Genomic DNA, 19,137 nt, shown 5'->3' on the forward strand with positions numbered 1-19,137 from the left:
CACCGCGGGCCGGACGCTCAAAGGGCGTACCCGACGAGCTTGCTCTGGGCCGGCCACGGCCGATGCTGGAGTTCCTCTTCGACACCGCCCGCACAGCGAGCGACCTGCTCTTGCGCGGTGTCCTCGCCCGCCGTCCGCGGATCCGCTGGATCCTGACACACGGCGGAGGTGTGCTGCCGCTGCTCGCCGACCGGATGGAACTCTTCCGCACCCACGTCGGCGGCGGCGCCGTCGACGGGCCGAGCGCCGTCGAGCAACTCGGCCGACTCTGGTACGACATGGCGGGCACGCCATTCCCGCGCCAGGTCCCGGCCTTGGGCGCGGCCTTCGGCACCGAGCGTCTCCTCTATGGCAGCGACCACTGCTGACGCCCATTGACGCGGTGCTCGCTCAGATCACCTCCATCGACTCCGCGGTGCAGCCGTCCGCCACCGGCACCTGGCGGGACCTCACCGCCCGTAATGCCCGCCGCTTGTTCGGCACCGACACGGTGACCGCCCGGCCTGAAGGAACGGTCGTGAGCAAGTGGGTCTGACGTCCGCGGTCGTCACGGCAGCACCGCGGTCCGGGTTGCTGGGACGGCTCTGCCTTCAGCCGGTGGAGCTGCGGCTGATCCGCCACAGTGTTCTGGTCTGCGACGTCACCGACTCCAGCAGCACCCGGCTTCACCGCTCGCTGGGGCTGCCGCCACAGCCAGAGCCGCAAGACGATCTGGTTCGAGCAGCGCATCGAACGTCGTTCCTACTGAGCCCCCCGAGCCAGTGGTCGATGCATTCGCTCGCCGCAGAGCTCTGTCCGTCGTCGCGCCTACAGGGAATCCCATGCCGGGAATCCAGCGGACTCCTTCTCGCTCAGCTCGGCCCAGACCGTCTTGCCGTGTCGGGCGTGCCGCGTTCCCCAGCGCTCGGCGAACTGAGCGACCAGGAGCAGGCCCCGTCCCCCCTCGTCGTAGGTGCGGGCCCGGCGCAGGTGAGGGGTGGTGCTACTCGTGTCGGAGACCTCGCACACGAGGGCACGGTCATGGATCAAGCGCAGCCGTATGGGAGGACGACCGTACGAGGGCGGACGCGGCCTGTTCCTCGTCGCCCGACTCGCCGAGCGCTGGGGCTGCCGCCATGGCCAGAACCACAAGACGATCTGGTCAGAACAGCCCATATCGCGCGCTCACTGATCCCGCCCCGAGCTCGGCGTCTCGAGTGAGCGGGCCGCAGCCTGCCAGGCGAATCGGTGTAGATGGTTCAGCCCCCCGTATGAGGAAAGGGCTGTCGGCCGTGACGCTCGTTTGACGCTCCGGATGCCCGCCCACCGCGCGGCGAGTCGCAAAACCACGTCTGACCCGCACCCTTTCTCGTGGCGGGCGCAGGCCGACATGTTTCCTATGACGCACCACGTGGAGTGCGTGGCGATTCTGGAGCCTGCGGACAGGGGGCCTGACCTCGGGTTCGTGAGCCAGGCGCTTGTAACAATCAGGCGGCGACGAGCTCCTGCTCACGGTCCGGCGTCTTGACCTCGGGCTTCTTGTTCGGCAGCGAGAGTCGGAAGACCTTGCGCCACGCGGAGAACACCTGTTTGGGCAGCGGTCCGGTGACGTACTCCAGCTCGTACTTCTCGAACAGCGCGCGCACCTTCACCGCGACCTCGGCGTACCGGTTGCTCGGCAGGTCCGGGAACAGGTGGTGCTCGATCTGGTGCGACAGGTTGCCGGTCATGAAGTGCATGGCCCTGCTGCCGCTGATGTTCGCCGAGCCCATCATCTGGCGCAGGTACCACTGGCCGCGCGTCTCTCCCTTGATCGACCGGCGCTCGAAGACCTGTACGCCCTCGGGGAAGTGCCCGCACATGATCACGGAGTGGGACCAGATGTTGCGGACCAGGTTCGCGGTGAACGTGGCGGCGAGCGTGGGGAGGAACGACGGGCCCGACAGCAGCGGGTGGATCACGTAGTCCTTGAGCACCTGCTTGCGGATCTTGCGGCCCACGGCCTTGGCCCGCGCGCGGAACTCCGGGTTCTTGCGGCGGCGCTTGTGCAGGTTCTTGCCGAGCTCCAGGTCGTACGCCGCGATGCCGTACTCGAAGAAGCAGGCGTTGATGAAGTTCCACAGCGGCTGGCCGAGGTGGAACGGGTGCCATTCCTGGTCCTCGTCGACGCGCATGATGCCGTAGCCGAGGTCGTTGTCCTTGCCGATCACGTTGGTGTACGTGTGGTGCAGTTCGTTGTGCGAGTGCTTCCACTGGTCGGCCGGCGAGACGTGGTCCCACTCCCAGGTGGTGGAGTGGATTTTCGGGTCCCGCATCCAGTCCCACTGGCCGTGCAGGACGTTGTGGCCGATCTCCATGTTGTCCATGATCTTCGCCACGGACAGCCCGGCGGTGCCGATCAGCCACGCCGGCGGGAAGATCGAGAACAGCAGCACGCCCCTGCTGACCAGCTCGAGCTTGCGCTGCGCCGAGATGACCCTACGGATGTAGGCGGCGTCTCTCTCGCCGCGGCCGGCGATCACCTCGTCGCGGATCGCGTCCAGCTCGCGGCCGAGCTCCTCGATCTGGTCCGCCGTCAGGTGGGCGGTGGGGTCGATGGCGGTCAAGGTGCTCCTACCGGTCGATGTCGCAGGGGCCCGCCGCGGCGGACACACAGGTCTGGATGAGGACGCCCGGCTCGGCCTCGGTGATCTCGCCGGTGCGCAGGTCGCGGACGGCGCCCGCCTTGAGCGGCGTGACGCAGCCGAAGCAGATGCCCATGCGGCACCCGGACGGCATGAGCACGCCGGCCTCCTCGCCGACGTCCAGCAACGCCGTAGCGCCGTCCGCGTCGACGGTCTTGCCGGTGGCGCTGAACGTGACCTCGCCGCCGTCGCCGGCGACGACGATGCCGGGGCGGAAGCGTTCGGTGTGCAGGCGCTCCGGTACGCCGTGCTCGCTCCAGTGCTCTTCGGCGGAGTCGAGCAGGCCCGCGGGCCCGCAAGCCCAGGTCTCGCGCTCGGCCCAGTCGGGCACCAGTTCGTCGAGACGGGCGATGTCGAGCATGCCGTCTGTGGCGGTGTGCACCTCGATGAGCCGCAGCTTCTTGTCCGCGACCAGATCGTGCAGTTCGCTGCGGAAGATCACGTCCTGCGGCCGTGGCGCGCAGTGGACCATGACGACGTCGTCGAACTCGGTGTCGCGCAGCATGCCCATCACGGGCGTGATGCCGCTGCCGGCCGTCAGGTAGAGCACCTTGGCGGGCTTGGCCTGCGGCAGCACGAAGTCACCGGTCGCGTGGTCGAGCTGGATCAGCGTGCCCGGTTTCGCCCTGCGGACCAGGTGGTTGCTGACCTTGCCGTCCGGGATCGCCTTCACAGTGATCGTGACGCGGCCGTCCTGACGGTTCGTCGGCGAGGTGATGGAGTAGGCACGCCACAGGCGCACCCCGTCGACGTCGACCCCGATCCGCACGTACTGACCGGCCGTGTGGCCGCGCCAGCCCCGTCCCGGCCTGATCACGATGGTCGCGGCGTCATCCGTCTCAGGGTGCACGGCCTCGATGCGCCCCCGCAGGTCAGCGCCCGCACGCAGTGGGCTGACCAGGTCGAGGTAGTCCGATGGCAGCAGCGGCGTCGTGACCATCTCCAGCAGTTTCCACGCCCCGCTGCGGAGGGCTGCACTTGTCATGACTCCAGCTTGCTGCGTCTCAGGGCGTAAAGTCCTGACCGTAGGACGTGAATCTGGTGGGTGGAATTGTTCGCAGGGAATAAAAACGTGAGTCGTGTAACCCAGAGGGCCAGCGAACTGGCCCTGGATGAGACGACGGTCACCGCACTTCGGGCCGCGCTGAAGACCACCGCCGACGAGGTCGTCCAGGCGATCATCGACGAGGTCCCTCCCTACGCCAATGCCCTTTCGGGCAGCATGGGCGGCACCATCCGCCGAGCCGTTCGCACCGCCCTCGGGCACTACCTGGACCTCGCGAGCGGGAACGCCACGGGCGGCGACGGCGGTGACGCGGCCTACGAGCTGGGCCGCGGCGAGGTGCGCGACGGACGTTCGATGGACGCCCTGCTCAGCGCCTACCGCGTCGGCGCCCGCGTGGCCTGGCGATGCCTGGCAGCGGGCGCCGTGTCCGCAGGTCTGCCCGCCGCCGAGGTCGCCAAGTTCGCCGAGCTGACCTTCGCCTACATCGACGAGCTCTCCGCCGCGAGCGCCGCGGGCCACGCCGACGAACTGGCCGCCCGGGGCAGGGCCCACGAGCGCCACCTGGAACACCTGGCCCGCGACCTCCTCGCCGGCGCGAGCCCGGACGTGCTGCTGGCCTCCGCTCAACGGGCCGGATGGCAGCCTCCGGTTACGCTGACGGCGGTCCTGCTGCCCGCCGCCCAGGCCCGGCCTGCCTACCGCGCGCTCGACCCGAGCACCCTCGTCCTCGACGATCTGCCGGACGCCACCGGTGTGCTGCTCGTCCCCGATTCCGACCGATCACATCTCTTGCGGCAGCTGACCGACCGCACCGCCGTGGTCGGCCCGGCCCGGCCATGGACTCGTGCGTCCGCCTCCTACGCACGAGCCGTACGCGCGCGCTCCCTCTCCTCCGATATTCGCGACACCGAGGACCACCTGCCCGAACTGGTACTGAGCGCCGACGTGGACGCGTTCGCAGACCTGCGTGCCCGAGCCCTCGCACCGTTGCGCACCTTGCCTGTCGCGACCGCACGGCGGCTGGAGGAGACGTTGCGGGCGTGGCTGCTGCACCAGGGCAGGCGGGACGAGGTGGCGGCGGCGTTGTTCGTCCATCCCCAGACAGTCCGGTACCGGATGTCGCAGCTGCGGGAACTGTTTCCGGATCTCGCATCGCCACACCGGGTCCTTGAACTGACGCTGGCGGTCGGTCTTCGGTCCAGTTGACGCGTACTTCGACCGTCCACGAACGCCCGGCGGATCCCGGCATCCTGCTCGGTGTCCCAGCCGGGACGGTTCGGGTGAACGACGCGATCAAGGTGCAGCAGGTCGGCTGACAGAGAGCGTTCCACCACGAGTCGCCCACCTGCCGATCCGTCAGGCCCGCGTCTGGCACGACCAGCCACACCCGGTCGCGACTGAGCGGGAGTTGGCCGAGGAGGACGCCGGTCGCGACGAGCAGGGTGTTGGCGAAGGCTGGACCGACCGGGGACATCGGGTGGATCCCGGCCGTCCTCGGCCGCGGCACCAATCACCTGCCGGTCGGCTACGACCGACGCCTCTGACACCGGACTGCGGCTGACCGGGTTCGGGCGCACCGCCCGCCCCGGCCCCAGCGGCTGACCAACCTCACTCACTCAACGGCGCCTGGCTGCCCGCCACGGCGCCATGCCCTCATGCTTCTTGGAGACATGCCATGCCGCTGACGACCGAGCCGGATACGCGCCCCCACGAGCATCAGCGCCGCGATCCTGGACGTACTGCTGCCGTATCACCGCACGACAGACCGAACCCCCGCCCCTGCGCGGGCGTTCCCCCACCAATTGAGCCGCATCATCGACTTCGTTCGCGACGGCGCCCCTGTCGTCTTCACCTTGCCCGGCTTCCCCTGCAAGTCGCCCAATCCGGCCAAGGTCCTCGGCCACCTGCCCGACCAGGGGGAACGCCTCTCGCTGACCTTCCTGAACACCCTGTGCACCGAGATCGAGCGGATCTACCCGCCCGGCGCCCGCGTGATCATCTGCTCCGACGGCCACATCTTCGGCGACCTCATCGGCGTCCCCGACGACCACATCGACACCTACGCCAACGACCTACGTATACAGATAGGCCAGATGGGCCTGCACAGACTGTCCGTCTTCGACCTCCGCGACGTCCTCGGCGACATTCCGCACGACACGAAACGCACCCACCTCCACGAGCGCTACGCCCCCGCCCTGGAGACTCTGCGCGCCGAGACCCGCGCCGACGACCAGGCCCTGGCCCTCTACCGGGGCATCACGCGCTTCCTCGTCGAGGACACCGCCGACTGGACCGGCACCCGCTCCGCGATCCAACGCGCATGTCGGCAAAGGGCTTACGGCGTCATCCAACGCAGTCGCACCTGGGGCACCCTGATCGCCGAACACCACCCCCGCGCCGTACGCCTCTCCATCCATCCCCGGCCCATAGGCGCCCCGAAATTCGGCATCCGCCTCCTCGACGCCCCCGACGCGTGGACCACGCCCTGGCACTCCGCCGCCCTGCGTCGCAGCGACGGTAGCTGGACTCTCATGCCCAGAGCCGAAGCCGCCCGGCTGCGTCGACTAGTGCAGCAAGGCGGCAGAGACGGTCACTTCGACCAGAGTCCGGTGGCTTGCCTTCCTGGGGCGCAGAGACGGTGCACCGACGCGACTCGCAAAAAGCGTGGCCCAGCCGCGTCCGAGGCCGTTCGTACCGTGGTCGATGAAGAACTGCCGGTGAGCCTGACCACAAAGCTGGCCGTCAATGCCGCTCGCGATCGGACGAAGAGTCAACGCAGTGTCAGCCCGTCCAGGCCAGATTGAGCGCCGGTTCGGACGATGCCATCCGGGTGTGGTCGGGTCATGCCGACGTGCCGGGATAGATGGGACGGTTGCGCAGTGCCGTCCCGGGCGGGGGGTCTGACTCATGAGATCTATGACCGGAGTGTCCAGTCACTGGCTTGTCGACTGTCGTTGCGGGAGGGCGCCTGCTGGTACCGAGCCACAGGGCGTGTCCCAATAGGGGCCTTGCCGAGTTCCAGGCGCCATCACGGTTCAGACCGCCCGAGCGGGCCGGTGCCGTCCACTCAGCATGTCACCACGCCGGAGGCGAACCACCATGACGACCAGACAGCGCAGCACCTCCTCCAGTACGGATCCTCTCGTGCGGAGAGAAGTCGTGCTGGGCGTGGACACGCACGGTGAGGTGCATGTCGCCGCCGTGATCTCCCCGCTCGGGAAGATCTTGGGAACCGAGTCCTTTCCGGCAACGACAGTCGGCTATCGGCAGCTTCTTGTCTGGGCTCGCAAGCGGGGCACGGTGCGCCGGGCCGGTGTGGAGGGTACCGGCACCTTCGGCGCGGGCCTGTCCCGTTACCTGCTGGCCCAGCAGATTCAGGTCTTCGAAGTGAACCGTCCCGACCGCTCGGCCCGCCGTCTGCTGGGGAAGTCGGACCCGCTCGACGCACAGGCCGCCGCGCGAGCCGTGCTCAGCGGTCCCGCCCGGGCCCGCGCAAAGTCCGGCGATGGACCGGTGCACAGCGCCCGGATCTTCAAGCTCGCCAAGGACTCCGCGGTCAAGGCCCGTACCCAGGCGATCAACCAGCTCAAGGCCGTCCTGGTCATCGCCGACCCCGCCCTGCGGGAACGGTTGTCGAGCTTGGGCAATGCCGAGCTGTTCCGCACCTGCGCGACCCTCAGCCCGCCCGATGGTGGGGGAGACGAGGACGCGGTGGCCCAGGCCACCCGCATGACGTTGCGCATGCTCGCTGAGCGCATCGAGCAGCTCACCAGGCAGATCGACGAGCTGAACCAACGCCTGACCCGACTCGTCGAACGCCATGCCCCGCAACTGCTCGTACCGGTGGGCATCGGCCCGGACAGTGCCGTCACGCTCCTGATCACCATGGGAGACAACCCCGAGCGGCTGAACACCGAGGCATCCTTTGCTGCCCTTTGCGGGGTCAGCCCCGTCGAGTATTCCTCGGGTCGGCGGAGCACGCGCCGGCTCAACTTTGGCGGCGACCGCCAGGCGAACGCGGCCCTGCACCGCATCGTCTTCACCCGCCTGCGCCACGACCCGCGCACCCGGGCGTACTACGAACGCCGCACCCAGGAGGGCAAGACCCGACGCGAGAAGATCCGATGCCTCGAGCGAAATGCCGCCCGAAAGGTCTTCAGCCTGGTCAAGCCGGTACCTGGCGTCCCCCCGTTATAGGGGCGTCCGTGAGACGTGAGAGGGTCTGGGGGCGTGAGTGAGACACCACCGAACACCCTGCAATACCGCTTTGACGGGCCAGAAGACGCTCCGGTCCTGATCCTGGGTCCCTCACTGGGCACCACCTGGCACAGGTTGTAGGAACCGTCCAAGGGCGTCCACGTCAGTCCAGCGTGGGCATGAAATAGCAGGTCAGGGGTTCCTGGTCCGTGAGGGGCCACCCAGTTGGTGATCCCTTTGTGATACGCGAGTGATACGGCGCAGCCCCGCCGGGGACCGCTGAGGGGACTCTGCGCGGAGCCGTGAGACGGCGAAGCGGCAGCGGAGCGTTCTACTGCCGCTTCGCCGTGAGATCGGCTGCGCTGCCGCGCACGATGAGGTCGGCACCTTATGCGTTCCGGGCTCCTTTGGCGCGTCCGGCTTGCAGCTGCTTTGCGATCGCACTCGCCCAGCAGGTCCGGAAGCTGAAGGAACTGCGGGCCGCCGATGCCCGACCTTGGTCCGCGCACTGCCTACACAAGCCACCTGGGTCTGAGTCCCTACCCCCACACCTCAGCCGACCTGCCGTAAGGCCGTTCCTGCTCATCGACCCAGCGGGCGGTCACCACCTGGGACGGTCGGGGCGTGGTCTTGCTTCATGCCTCGGGCGTGACCAGAAGGTGTGCCAGCCCCGCCTCTTCAGGGGTGGCGGCCCATGTGGCGAGGAGTTTGAGAGCGTCTTCGCTGACGGAGCCGGGTGGCGCGCTCATGACGCCGAGCGTGAGGCCGGGTCTGGCGGGGAACTGCATGGCGTCGAAGTCGAGTGTGAGATCCCCGACGGCCGGGTGGTGGAACTGTTTACTGCCCGTATGGTGCAGGCGCACGTTGTGCTTTGCCCAGGTGGTACGGAACTCTTCGCTGCGCGTCACCAGTTCGCCGATGAGGTCGGTCAGCCCCTTGTCGTGCGGAGCCATTCCGGCCTCGGTACGCGCAGGGCGACTGTGTTGTTCATGGACTCGTCCCAATTGCAGCCGAAGAACTCGCGCCCCCTGGGGTCGAGGAACCTGAACCGGGCGATGTTCGCGGGCGTCTTTTCCCGCCGGAGAACATGGGTGCGTACAGGGCGAAGCCGAGCGGATTGGCGGCGACGATGTCGAGGCGGACGATGGCGGGCACGTCCGTCATCGCGGCCAGGGCCCGCTGCACGTTCGCTGTGATCTGCTGTCGGTCGGAGGGCCGACGGCGTCGCGGGCCAGAGTTCGAGGCGAGCGCCAGGTCGCGCAGATGCGCGCGCTCTGCCGCATCGAGCTGCAGGGCTTGAGCGAGTGAGTCGAGGACTGTATCGGAGACGCCCTTGAGGTTGCCGCGCTCCAGGCGGACGGAATAGTCGACGCTCACCCCTGCGAGCAAGGCCACCTCCTCGCGCCGCAGACCAGGCATTGGTCCGGACACGGCCGTCACTTTGCTGATCACGGTGGGGGACATCCCGGAACGCCTGGGTAGTGAGGCGTCGTTCGCGGCGCTGTGCGGGGTCAGCCCGGTCGAGCGTTCCTCGGGCAGTCGGCAGTGCCGTCGCCTCAACCGGGGCGGCGACCGGCAAGCGAATGCGGCTCTGCACCGGATTGTGCAGACTCGCCTGCGCGTCGACCCGCGCACCTACTGCGAACGTCGCAGCAAGGAGGGCAAGACCCGGCGCGAGATAGTCCGAAGCCTCAAGTGCTATGCGGCCCGCGAGGTCTTCCACCTGGTCAGGACGGTACCCAGCGTCCCCGTTGCAGGGGCAGTTGTGTCAGGCGTCCGCCGCGTACCGCCAGAACTCCCTGATCACCGGTGCCGGCACGGGACCCATCGAGGCGACCCGGAAGATGGAGTCCCTCGCCATCGGGGCGCCGCCACCGGCTTCGTGCGCGCCGACGGCCGCCACCTCGACCTGGTCACCCCGGGCCACGAGGCCAACGGCTCCCGGGAGCGTACCGGCACCAACGTGGGCTTCGAGCAAGTCGTGCAGGGTCGTCATGAGGCCGCCTTCCAGAAGCTTGCTGTCGAAAGACAGACTCCCGCACAGGCCAGGAATCATCACTGCTCGGCTTGCCGTGCACGTCGGTCTTGCCTGTGCAGCCAGCGCCAGGACGTGGAACCGGTCGGGGCGGGCGGCCTGTGATCTCGCCGGCGGCCAACCGCGGCGACTGCGTCCGTCTGCGGGAGGCGACGCTGGAGAATGCCGACGACACCGTGCTCGCCCTCGTCGTCGATGACCGTCTGATCGTCCTCGCCCAGCGGCGTTCAGACGCACCTGGCCGGATTCGAACCGATCACGGGATCGATGTCCGGCCGTTGGGCGAGCCAACTGTCGCGTCCTGCTTCTCAATGGCCGGACCGGTGCCGGGAGGTAGCCGATATCACTGGCCGCACGCTGCTGACCAGTGCATCTGCTTCTGTGTTCAGGTCGCGTTCAGGTTCGGTCCTGCCTCGGGCAACTCCCGTACTGGAAGCGCCAAAACCCTGGCAAAGGGGTCTGGGGCGAGCGCTGGGCACCGTGTCATGGTGCCTGCCATGTCGACTGATCACCTCACTCACAACCGGCCCGTGGGCCACATCCGTCACGCGGCGAGCAAGGTGCCGGAGGTGACTGTCTACTTCTGGATCATCAAGGTGCTGACCACCGGGATGGGCGAGACGGCGTCCGACTTCCTGGCCCACCTGGTCGGCCCGATCCCCGCTGTCGGCCTCGGCGGCATCGCCCTGGTGGCCGCTCTGGCGGTGCAGTTCGCCGTCCGTCGGTACGTGGCCTGGGTCTACTGGACGGCGATCGGCATGGTCAGCGTGTTCGGCACGATGGCCGCCGACGTCCTGCACGTCGGCCTCGGCGTGCCGTACATGCTGTCGACCCCGTTCTTCATGGCCGCGCTGGCCGCCGTCTTCGCCCTCTGGCACCGCAGCGAGCGCACCCTGTCCATCCACAGCATCCACACCCGGCGCCGCGAGACCTTCTACTGGGCCGCCGTGCTGGCCACGTTCGCTCTCGGAACCGCCGCCGGCGACCTCACCGCCACGATCGGCCTCGGCTACCTGGGCTCCGCCGTCCTGTACGCAGCTGCGATCGCCGTTCCGGCCGTCGCTCATCGGTGGGGGAGCCTGAACGCGGTCGCCGCGTTCTGGGCCGCGTACGTCATCACCCGCCCGCTCGGCGCCTCTGTCGCCGACTGGATGGCCGTCGGCCACAGTCGGGGCGGACTCGACCTGGGCTTGGGGCCGGTCACGCTGTCCTGGACGGTGGCCATCCTCGGCTTCGTCGGCTACCTGGCCGTCTCCCGCAAGGACGTCCAGCGCGACATCACGCCATGACACGCCGGTGACGTCGACTGCGGCGCGGTCACCCGGCAGGCAGGCTGACCACGAACCGTGCCCCGGGCGTGTGCCCGGGGTCGTAGGTCACCTCGCCGCCGGCGGAGCGGGCCAGGCGTCGCGCCAGCGGCAGTCCCAGGCCCGCTCCGCTGTGTCCGTCGCCAAGATCCGCGCGCCGACCGGGCTCGAAGAGCTGCCCGGCGAACGGGGGCGGTACGCCGGGCCCGTCGTCGATGACTTCGACGCGTACGCCGTCGGGTGCGCGACAGGCACGGACGGCGATGTTAGAGCGGGCGTAGCGGCAGGCATTGGTCAGGAGCGGGCTGACGATGCGTTCCAGGAGGGTGGGTGGGACTCCAGCCTCCAGAAGCGGGCCGTCAACGGCGACCGTCAAGTGCTGCGACGCGTCGAGGACTTCGGTGAGGCGTCGCAGCGCGGGGAGGACCTCGGCGGTGCCGGGAGCGGTGAGTGTGCCACCGCGGGCGTCGTCGAGGAGGGTGTCGCAGATCGTGCGCATGGTCTGGGCGGCTTCCGCGATGACCTGGTGGGTGGCGTGGGTCTGGCCGGCGGTGCGGGGGCGGGTCTGCCACCAGTCGAGTTCGGCGAGCGATGATCGGGCTCATGGGTAGGCGCAGCTCGTGCGAGAGTTCCCGGCGAGCTGCCGCTCGTGGCGCAGCAGCGTGCGGATGCGGTCGAGCAGCGCGTCCAGCGAGGTGCCGAGGCGCGCGAGTTCGGCCGGGTGCCGCGTATGGCCGAAGCGTTCTTCGGAGGCGACGGCACTCCACTGGGTGGCCTGGTCGGTCATCGTGCGGACCGGGCGCAGCGCGCGGCCTACCGCCAGCCGGGTCAGGGCGTAGGTCCAGGCGAGCATCATGACCCCCAGCGCGAGCGATCCCAGGAGCAGGGTGTCGGCCGAACTCCGGTAGGGGGAGAGGTCGAGCGCGGTGACCACCAGGGCCCCGCTCTTGACCGTGGACACCGGCTGCGAGCACAGCCGGAGAGGGCCGTCCACATCGGCGGTGACGCACCGCCGCCCACCGCGCCCGGCGAGGGCGTCGGCGACGCGGGTGAGGCGGCCGGCGTTCGGGGGCTCTTCCAGCAGGCGTCCGCCGGCGTAGATCCACACGTTCGTGTCGAGGAGGGCGTCGTTGGACGTCTCCAGGACACGTACGGTCCTGCCAGTGGTATCGATGGTTGTCGCGACGGCGGCGGCGCGGGTGCGCAGTTCGTCGTCCGCCTGGTGCTGGAGGCGGTGCTGTGCGACCACGTTGAAGGCGACGGTGAGGACCAGCATCAGCAGCGCGGCCGTGGTGAGGGCCACGAGGGAGAGCCGGCCGCGAAGCGTGTGGGGCGGCAGACGGTGCAGGAGGGCAGTCATGGCGGGCCGTAGCCGGTGGCGGGTGCCGCTCATGACAGCCGGTGGCCGATCCCGCGGGCCGTGCCGATCGTCCGGTCGCTGCCCGCCTCGCGCAGCTTGCGTCGCAGGCGGGTCAGATACTGGTCGAGGGTGTTGTCGTGCACGTGGGCACCCTCCGGCCAGGCCGCCCGGACCAGCTCGCGGCGGCGCACGAGGCCGCCGGAGGCAGCCATGAGCGCCGCCAGGAGGCGGAACTCGGTCGGTGTCAGGTCGACTCGGGTACCTCGGACGCTGACCGTGTGCCGGATGGCGTCCAGTGCCAGATCTCCCGCTGCGGCAGCGGGCGGCGGTGCGGCCCGTTTGAGGGCTGCGCGCAGGCGGGCCGCGAGTTCGGCGAGGTGGAAGGGCTTGGGCAGGTAGTCGTCGCCTCCGGCGGAGAACCCGGACAGCCGGTCGCTCAGCCGGTGGTGGGCGGTCAGGAAGATGACGGGGGAGAGGAATCCGTTCGCGCGCATCGCCTGGCACACGTCCCGTCCGTCGGCGTCGGGCAGCCCGATGTCGAGCACGGCGGCGGAGATGTCGGCGGTGGCCAGCCGCAGGGCGGTGGCGCCGTCCGGTGCGGGCACGGGATCGAAGTCCTCGTCGCGCAGTCCGCGCATCAGCACGTCACGCAGGGCGTGATCGTCCTCGACGACCAGGATCGTCTGGCGCATGGTCCTCCCTCGGCTCTCGTGCCGCGTCCGTCTGTTCCGGTGCCGTGTCCGTTCGGCCCACAGCCGCGCTGCCCGTCGGTTCTGCCGTCCGGCGCGCCGGGTCCGTGCCCATGTCCGTCGTGCCGGGGGTCCATCGCTCGGGGAGCCAGTGGGCCACGGCGCTCAGGCACAGGCCCAGCCAGCCGAGGGCGAACAGCCAGCCGCCGACGACATCGGTGAACCAGTGCACTCCGAGGTAAACGCGGGTCAGGCCGACCGACGCGCCCCAGGCGGCGATGACCAGGGTGAGCGGGGTCGTACCGCGCGGGCCGCGCACGCGGACGGCGATGATCAGCAGTCCCGCGGTGAGGGCCGCCGTGGTGGTGTGACCGGACGGGAACGACCATCCCGAGGCATGCGTCACCCAGTCCGTCAGGGGTGGTCGCGGCCGGGTGACGAGTGCCATCACCGCGTACCGCAGCGCCTGGCCCGCCCCGAGGCAGCCCAGACAGAGCGTCACGGCGAGCGCGCGCTGCCGTGGGGTGCGCCCCGCGATGAGCGCGGCCAGCACCGCCAGTGCGTACGGGATGACACCGGTCCCGGTGTCGGTCAGCCCGCGGGCGAGGGCCGCCGCCACGTCGGGCCGGTGGCCGACGGACCACGAGAGGAAGTCGGCGTCCGCGAACAGCGGTATGCCGTCGTACGCCCACCACGACCATGGTCAGCACGCCGAACGCCGTACACGCTCCGAGGCCGCAGCTGCCGGCCAGGTCGGCGACCTCGCCGCGCTTCACGACACCACCAGCAGCGGACGCAGACGGGTAGCTGCGAGCCGCAGGGCTGCGGCCTCCGCACGCCCGCGCAGTGCCGACATGAGGAGCAGGGCGGCCACGGCGCCCACCACGACCCCGGCCAGCACGTCGTGGGGGTAGTGCGCGCCCACCCAGACACGCGAGACGGCCATCGCGCAGGCGGCCACCACGGCGACCGCGCCGAGCCGGCGGGAGACGAACAGCAGGGCGACGGCCGCCGCGGCGGCGATGGCCGCGTGGTTGCTGGGGAAGGACCAGTCGCCAGGTGCCGGACACGCCTCCAGCGTGGTCACCCGCAGGCTCTGGCAGGGCCGGTCCTCGCGCACCAGCAGCTTCAGCACCGCGTCCACACCGAAGGCAACGACCACGACGAACGGCACGGCGAGTGCCGTCACGGACGCGGTGGCGCCCACCCGCCGGGCATGCCACCAGCCGACGGCCATGAGCACCGCGAACAGGGCGAGCCCGTACGTCGACCAGGCCGACACCGTGTCGTCCAGCCAGAGGGGGGAGCGCCGGGCGAGGTTCACCACAGCGGTGTAGGCCGAGCCGTCGACCGACGAGCCGTCAAGGGCGATGATCATCCCCGTGCCTCCTTCGCCTTCGCGTCCCGGCGCGAGCGGTACACCTCGGAGGCGACCGGAATCAGCGACAGGCCCACGATCACCGCGACCATCGGCAGCAGATAGCGGTCCACATTCGGCACGGAGGAGCCCAGCGCGTAGCCCGCCAGGGTGAGCCCCAGGCTCCACACCAGCCCGCCGGTCACCTGCCAGACGGTGAACGTGCGCACCGGCACCCGCAGGGCGCCCGCCATCGGGTTCAAAACCGTGCGCACCACCGGAACGAAGCGGGCCAGGACGATCGCCTTCGCGTACCCGTAGCGCTCCAGCAGCTCCTCCGCGCGTCTCGCCCCCTCGTGCAGGCGGGCCGAGCGGCTTCGGGCGAGCAGGGCGCTGCCCGCTCGACGGCCCAGGAGGTATCCGCACTGTGAGCCGGCCAGCGCCCCCACCGCCGCGGCGACCAGGAGCGGGGCGAGTGACAGCTTCAGGCCGCTCCCAGCAGTGCCCGTGCACAGCAGACCAGCCGTGAACAGCAGGGAATCGCCCGGGAGGAAGAAGCCGATCAGCAGCCCGGTCTCGGCGAACAGCACCACACCCACGCCCAACACGCCGAACGCGGACAGCAGCGACCGCGCGTCCAGCACATTGACGGCGAGCTGCGACGATAGATGCATGGCTGTGGTCATCGGCTGGAAGCCCCTTCGTCGTTCTTCCGGACTGTCGGATGCGGCGGAACGGTGGCGCGGCGGCATCCGGCGACTGACTACAATCCTGTAGACGGTCTATTGAACTGTAGACGATGGCGGAGCGAGGAACGTTTCCATGACCGACGCGAGGGACGAGCGGCGGCCGGCAGGCGTGCTCGAGGCCGCCGTCATGGCCGCGCTGTGGGCCGCCGGGGCCCCGCTCACGCCAGGGCGGGTGCAGACCGAGCTCGGCTTCGGCCTGGCCCGGACGACGGTGGCGACGATACTGACCCGCCTGTACGAGAAGGGCGTCGTCGACCGGGAGCGGCAGGGCCGCGGCTACACCTACTTCCCTGTCCAGGACGCGCCCGGCCTGACCGCCCGGCGCATGCACACCGAACTCGACCGGGATGCCGACCGGGAGACGGTCCTGGCCCGCTTCGTGGCCCAGCTCAGTCCCGGCGACGAGCAGCATCTGCGCCGGCTCCTGGAGGGTGACGAGCGATGACCGCTCTGCTGCTCCTCCCGCTGATCCTGCCCTTCCTCGCGCCGAAGCTGGCCCGCCGAACCCTCGACCGACTGGCCCCCGCCACCGCGCTGTGGGTCCTCACCGCCTCGGCCCTGGCGCTGGCGCTGGCGGGAGCCTGCATCGCCGCTCTCGGCGCCCTCGTTCTGACCGGACTGCTCAAACTCCCCGCCTTCGCCGGCCTCGGCGAACTCGTCCACCCCCTGCGGACCCCCTCGGACTACGTTGTCCTCCCCGCCGCCATGGCGGCCACCGGGGTGCTCACCCTCAGCGTCTGGACTCTCGCACGCTCGGCCTTCCGGCAGACCCGCGCCTTCCGGACCGCCCGTACGCAGGCCGACCGCCGCCCCGCCGCAGGTGACCTGTGCGTGATCGAATCGCCCGATCCGGACGCGTACGCTCTGCCCGGCCGGCCCCACCGCATCGTCGTCACCACCGCCATGCTGCGCAGTCTGGGACCTGCCGAGCGTGAGGCCCTCTTCGCCCATGAGCGCGCCCACAACCGGGCCGGGCACCACTACTTCCTGGCCGCCGCCGAACTCGCCGCCCACTGCCATCCGGCCCTGCGCGCCACCCGCGCCACCATCCGGTTCGCCGCCGAGCGGGCTGCCGACGAGGCCGCCGCCAAGGTCACCGGAGACCGGCGCCTGATCGCCACGGCCATCGCCCGCGCCGCCCTCGCCGCAAACGCCTCCCCTTCCACCCGACCGGACTTCGCACCCGCGGCGACGACCGGACCGGTGCCGCAACGCGTCGCGGCGCTTCTCGCACCCGCCCGGACGCGCCCGCGGGCCACCCGCTGTACCGCGTTCCTCCTTGTGGCCTGCACGGTCCTGTCCGTCACCGCCGGAGCGGCAGGCGTCGTCGACTTCCACCACGAGGTCGAGGTCGCCCAGGGGGAGAAGGCTCCCTGACCGGTTCGGCCCCGGCGGCCCACCGCCGGATGCGCAACACGGCCCGCCGCGTGATCCTCAGGCGAGGACCGGCTCCAGCAGCCGGAGCAGGTCGCCGGTTGCGTCGGCGGCGCCCAGCGCGGTGAGGGCGCCGAGCGCCAGAGCGGTCACCGCCAGCGGCCACCGGGCGCGGCGGCCTGGAGGGCGGCGATACGGCGGGAGACCACGCGGTCGGTGAAGTCGAGTCCTTGCGGCGGCTTCCGGCGGCGGCCGCAAGCGCTGCCCGAGCGAGGGCGAGGGCGGTGGACGCGCGGTCCCCGACCGCCGCGGCCGCCTGGCGTACCTCCTTGCCGGCGCCCGTACTGCTGCACCCCGGGCGGACTGGGCTCGCTGGACAGTGCGCGGTGGATGCGGGGCCCTCCGCAGAGGCCGGACGCCTGCTGCCGCCGCGGCGGACCCGACGAACACGGAAAACGCCGCGTGGCCACGTAGTACCGCGGTACTACGCGCCCGCCGCGGTACAGCCTCCCGGTACCACGGGATCCGGGTGATTCGGCACCTAGCGTTGCCGGTGAGGCGTCCGAAGCGACGGACGCCGGAGCCCGACAGAGAGAACGCGAATGATCGACGCACGGCGGTTGACCAAGAGGTACGGCGAGAAGACGGCCGTCGATGGGCTGGACTTCGTGGTGAAGCCCGGCACGGTGACCGGCTTCCTGGGGCCCAACGGCGCGGGCAAGTCCACGACCATGCGCATGATCGTCGGCCTCGACGCCCCGACCAGCGGCTCCGTGACCGTGAACGGCCACCACTACGCCCGCCACCAGGCGCCGCTGCAGGAGGTCGGCGCCCTCCTGGAGGCCAAGTCGATCCACCCGGGCCGCTCGGCGTACAACCACCTCAAGGCACTCGCGCTCACCCACGGCATTCCCGGCAGCCGGGTCGACAAGGTCATCGGCCTTGCCGGACTCGACAGCGTGGCGAAGAAGCGGGCCGGCGCCTTCTCCCTCGGGATGGGCCAGCGGCTGGGCATCGCGGCGGCGCTGCTGGGCGATCCGCAGACGGTGATGCTCGATGAGCCGGTCAACGGGCTGGACCCGGAAGGAGTGCTCTGGATCCGCAACCTCCTGAAAGGGCTCGCCGACGAGGGCCGGACGGTGTTCGTGTCCTCCCACCTCATGAGCGAGATGGCCCTGGTCGCGGACCACCTGATCATCGTGGGACGCGGGCGGCTGCTGGCCGACACGACCGTGGCCGACCTGATCCGTGAGGCCGGCGGGGACACGGTGAAGGTCGTCACCCAGGATCCGGCACGGCTGCGGGACGTACTCGCCGGGCCGGACGTCGATGTCACCGGCCGGATCGGTTCCGAGGAGCTGCAGGTGACCGGGCTGACCGCCCGCGAGATCGGGCTGAGGGCCGCCGAACACGGCATTGCGCTGTTCGAGCTGAGCGCGCGAAGCGTGTCGCTGGAGGAGGCGTTCATGGACCTGACCAGGGATGCCGTGGAGTACCACGGCACCACGACCGGCATCGACACCCTCGGGAGGCCCGCATGAGCACCCTCACCGCAACCGCGGAGGAACCCAGGACCACTCCCGCCCGCCCCGCCTACCGGGTGACAGGAAGGCGCGTGCTCTCCTCCGAGTGGGCCAAGCTGTGGTCCCTGCGCTCGACCTGGATCACCCTGGGCCTCGGCCTGCTGTTCCTGGTGGCCTTCGGCCTGATCTCCGCGAGCCGCTACAAGTCGGGGATCGACTCCGGCCACATGGATTGGGACTTCGCCGACTCGACGGCCGTCAGCCTGTCCCTCTTCGGTACGAACTTCGCCCAGCTCGCCCTGGGCGTGCTCGGCGTGCTGGTCACGGCGGGAGAGTACTCGACCGGCATGATCCGTTCCACGCTCGCGGCGGTGCCCCGCCGGCTGCCCGTGCTGTGGTCCAAGGCGGCCGTGTTCGGGCTGGTCGCACTGGTCGTGGGGACGGTGGGTGGGTTCGTCGCCTTCCTGTTCGGCAGTGGAATCGTCTCGGGCACGCCCGCGGCGATGAGCCTCTCGCACGCTGGTGTACTGCGGAGTCTGCTGGGCGCCGGGCTCTACCTCGGCCTGGTCGGGGTGATCGGCGCCGCCCTGGGCGCGCTGCTGCGGTCCGTGGCCGGGGGCATCTCGGTGCTGGTGGCCGCTTTGATGCTGATCCCGGGGCTGATCTCCCTGCTGCCGAGTTCCTGGCGGGACGACATCAGCCCCTACCTGCCGTCCAACGCGGGGGAGTCGCTGTTCGCGCTGACCCACGACTCGACGTCCCTGTCGCCGGGCGCCGGACTGCTGGTCTTCCTGTGCTGGACGGCGCTTGCGCTGGGCGGCGCGGCGTACCGGCTCGCGCGCACCGACGTCTGACGCCCGCACCATGGACAGGTGAC

At 70.2% G+C, this 19,137-nt stretch carries 16 protein-coding genes and 5 pseudogenes; 10 read left to right on the forward strand and 11 right to left on the reverse strand.

Features of this window, described 5'->3' with window-relative positions; genetic code table 11:
• Positions 1-32: 32 nt before the first annotated feature.
• Positions 33-535 (forward strand): annotated as a pseudogene (locus ACIGYR_RS01390) (amidohydrolase family protein); the annotation flags it as partial.
• Between the two features lie 272 nt (positions 536-807).
• Here ACIGYR_RS01390 and ACIGYR_RS01395 read toward each other — a convergent pair.
• The 3 genes and pseudogenes from ACIGYR_RS01395 to ACIGYR_RS01405 form a co-directional block, all read right to left on the reverse strand.
• Positions 808-1,056, reverse strand: a pseudogene (locus tag ACIGYR_RS01395) (ATP-binding protein); the annotation flags it as partial.
• A 410-nt stretch (positions 1,057-1,466) separates the two neighbouring features.
• Positions 1,467-2,585, reverse strand: a complete 1,119-nt coding sequence (locus ACIGYR_RS01400) for a fatty acid desaturase family protein (protein ID WP_399604603.1) — start codon at positions 2,583-2,585, stop codon at positions 1,467-1,469.
• Positions 2,586-2,592: 7 nt separating this feature from the next.
• Positions 2,593-3,648, reverse strand: a complete 1,056-nt coding sequence (locus ACIGYR_RS01405) for a ferredoxin reductase (protein ID WP_399604601.1) — start codon at positions 3,646-3,648, stop codon at positions 2,593-2,595.
• A gap of 87 nt (positions 3,649-3,735) precedes the next feature.
• On the opposite strand from ACIGYR_RS01405, the gene ACIGYR_RS01410 reads away from it, so the two are divergent.
• From ACIGYR_RS01410 to ACIGYR_RS01420, 3 genes are all read left to right on the forward strand, one after another.
• Positions 3,736-4,875, forward strand: a complete 1,140-nt coding sequence (locus tag ACIGYR_RS01410) for a PucR family transcriptional regulator (RefSeq protein ID WP_399604599.1) — start codon at positions 3,736-3,738, stop codon at positions 4,873-4,875.
• A 596-nt stretch (positions 4,876-5,471) separates the two neighbouring features.
• Positions 5,472-6,473: an L-tyrosine/L-tryptophan isonitrile synthase family protein gene (locus ACIGYR_RS01415; protein ID WP_399604597.1), complete on the forward strand. Its 1,002-nt coding sequence runs from the start codon at positions 5,472-5,474 to the stop codon at positions 6,471-6,473.
• Positions 6,474-6,828: 355 nt separating this feature from the next.
• Positions 6,829-7,866 carry an IS110 family transposase gene (locus tag ACIGYR_RS01420; protein ID WP_399604595.1) on the forward strand — a complete coding sequence of 346 codons (1,038 nt, stop codon included), beginning with the start codon at positions 6,829-6,831 and terminating at the stop codon, positions 7,864-7,866.
• Positions 7,867-8,501: 635 nt separating this feature from the next.
• Here the strand turns inward: ACIGYR_RS01420 and ACIGYR_RS01425 are convergent.
• Positions 8,502-8,819, reverse strand: a complete 318-nt coding sequence (locus ACIGYR_RS01425; protein WP_399604593.1) for a hypothetical protein — start codon at positions 8,817-8,819, stop codon at positions 8,502-8,504.
• A 34-nt stretch (positions 8,820-8,853) separates the two neighbouring features.
• Positions 8,854-9,318 (reverse strand): helix-turn-helix domain-containing protein, encoded by a 465-nt coding sequence (locus ACIGYR_RS01430; RefSeq protein WP_399604591.1) that lies wholly within the window; start codon positions 9,316-9,318, stop codon positions 8,854-8,856.
• Here ACIGYR_RS01430 and ACIGYR_RS01435 point away from each other — a divergent pair.
• Positions 9,275-9,595 (forward strand): annotated as a pseudogene (locus tag ACIGYR_RS01435) (transposase); the annotation flags it as partial. The gene ACIGYR_RS01430 and the pseudogene ACIGYR_RS01435 overlap by 44 nt on opposite strands.
• A 39-nt stretch (positions 9,596-9,634) precedes the next feature.
• Here ACIGYR_RS01435 and ACIGYR_RS01440 read toward each other — a convergent pair.
• Complete coding sequence (locus ACIGYR_RS01440) at positions 9,635-9,862, reverse strand: hypothetical protein (RefSeq protein ID WP_399604589.1); 228 nt, start codon at positions 9,860-9,862, stop codon at positions 9,635-9,637.
• A 536-nt stretch (positions 9,863-10,398) separates the two neighbouring features.
• On the opposite strand from ACIGYR_RS01440, the gene ACIGYR_RS01445 reads away from it, so the two are divergent.
• The gene (locus ACIGYR_RS01445) at positions 10,399-11,190 is read left to right on the forward strand and encodes a hypothetical protein (protein WP_399604587.1); all 792 of its coding nucleotides are present in this window, start codon (positions 10,399-10,401) and stop codon (positions 11,188-11,190) included.
• Between the two features lie 28 nt (positions 11,191-11,218).
• Here ACIGYR_RS01445 and ACIGYR_RS01450 read toward each other — a convergent pair.
• The 5 genes and pseudogenes from ACIGYR_RS01450 to ACIGYR_RS01470 form a co-directional block, all read right to left on the reverse strand.
• Positions 11,219-12,601: pseudogene (locus ACIGYR_RS01450) on the reverse strand (sensor histidine kinase).
• Positions 12,598-13,260 carry a response regulator transcription factor gene (locus ACIGYR_RS01455; RefSeq protein ID WP_399604585.1) on the reverse strand — a complete coding sequence of 221 codons (663 nt, stop codon included), beginning with the start codon at positions 13,258-13,260 and terminating at the stop codon, positions 12,598-12,600. The pseudogene ACIGYR_RS01450 and the gene ACIGYR_RS01455 overlap by 4 nt, the downstream one beginning before the upstream one ends.
• Positions 13,214-14,033, reverse strand: a pseudogene (locus tag ACIGYR_RS01460) (phosphatase PAP2 family protein). Before ACIGYR_RS01460 ends, ACIGYR_RS01455 begins: the two are co-directional and overlap by 47 nt.
• Positions 14,030-14,635 (reverse strand): phosphatase PAP2 family protein, encoded by a 606-nt coding sequence (locus ACIGYR_RS01465; RefSeq protein ID WP_399604583.1) that lies wholly within the window; start codon positions 14,633-14,635, stop codon positions 14,030-14,032. Before ACIGYR_RS01465 ends, ACIGYR_RS01460 begins: the two are co-directional and overlap by 4 nt.
• A complete protein-coding gene (locus ACIGYR_RS01470; RefSeq protein ID WP_399604581.1) occupies positions 14,632-15,300 on the reverse strand; it encodes a DedA family protein in 669 nt (222 codons plus the stop codon). The genes ACIGYR_RS01465 and ACIGYR_RS01470 overlap by 4 nt, the downstream gene beginning before the upstream one ends.
• 136 nt (positions 15,301-15,436) lie before the next feature.
• Here ACIGYR_RS01470 and ACIGYR_RS01475 point away from each other — a divergent pair, with 136 nt between their 5' ends.
• The 4 genes from ACIGYR_RS01475 (at position 15,437) to ACIGYR_RS01490 (ending at position 19,114) form a co-directional block, all read left to right on the forward strand.
• Positions 15,437-15,808: a BlaI/MecI/CopY family transcriptional regulator gene (locus ACIGYR_RS01475; RefSeq protein ID WP_399604579.1), complete on the forward strand. Its 372-nt coding sequence runs from the start codon at positions 15,437-15,439 to the stop codon at positions 15,806-15,808.
• Positions 15,805-16,740: a M48 family metalloprotease gene (locus tag ACIGYR_RS01480; protein ID WP_399604578.1), complete on the forward strand. Its 936-nt coding sequence runs from the start codon at positions 15,805-15,807 to the stop codon at positions 16,738-16,740. The genes ACIGYR_RS01475 and ACIGYR_RS01480 overlap by 4 nt, the downstream gene beginning before the upstream one ends.
• 599 nt (positions 16,741-17,339) lie before the next feature.
• Entirely contained in the window at positions 17,340-18,278 is a 939-nt protein-coding gene (locus ACIGYR_RS01485) for an ABC transporter ATP-binding protein (protein ID WP_399604576.1), read from the forward strand.
• Entirely contained in the window at positions 18,275-19,114 is an 840-nt protein-coding gene (locus tag ACIGYR_RS01490) for an ABC transporter permease (protein ID WP_399604574.1), read from the forward strand. Before ACIGYR_RS01485 ends, ACIGYR_RS01490 begins: the two co-directional genes overlap by 4 nt.
• Positions 19,115-19,137: the final 23 nt, after the last annotated feature.

Origin of the sequence: Streptomyces sp. NPDC053076 (assembly GCF_044546845.1) — a bacterium.
Taxonomy (GTDB): Bacteria; Actinomycetota; Actinomycetes; order Streptomycetales; family Streptomycetaceae; genus Streptomyces.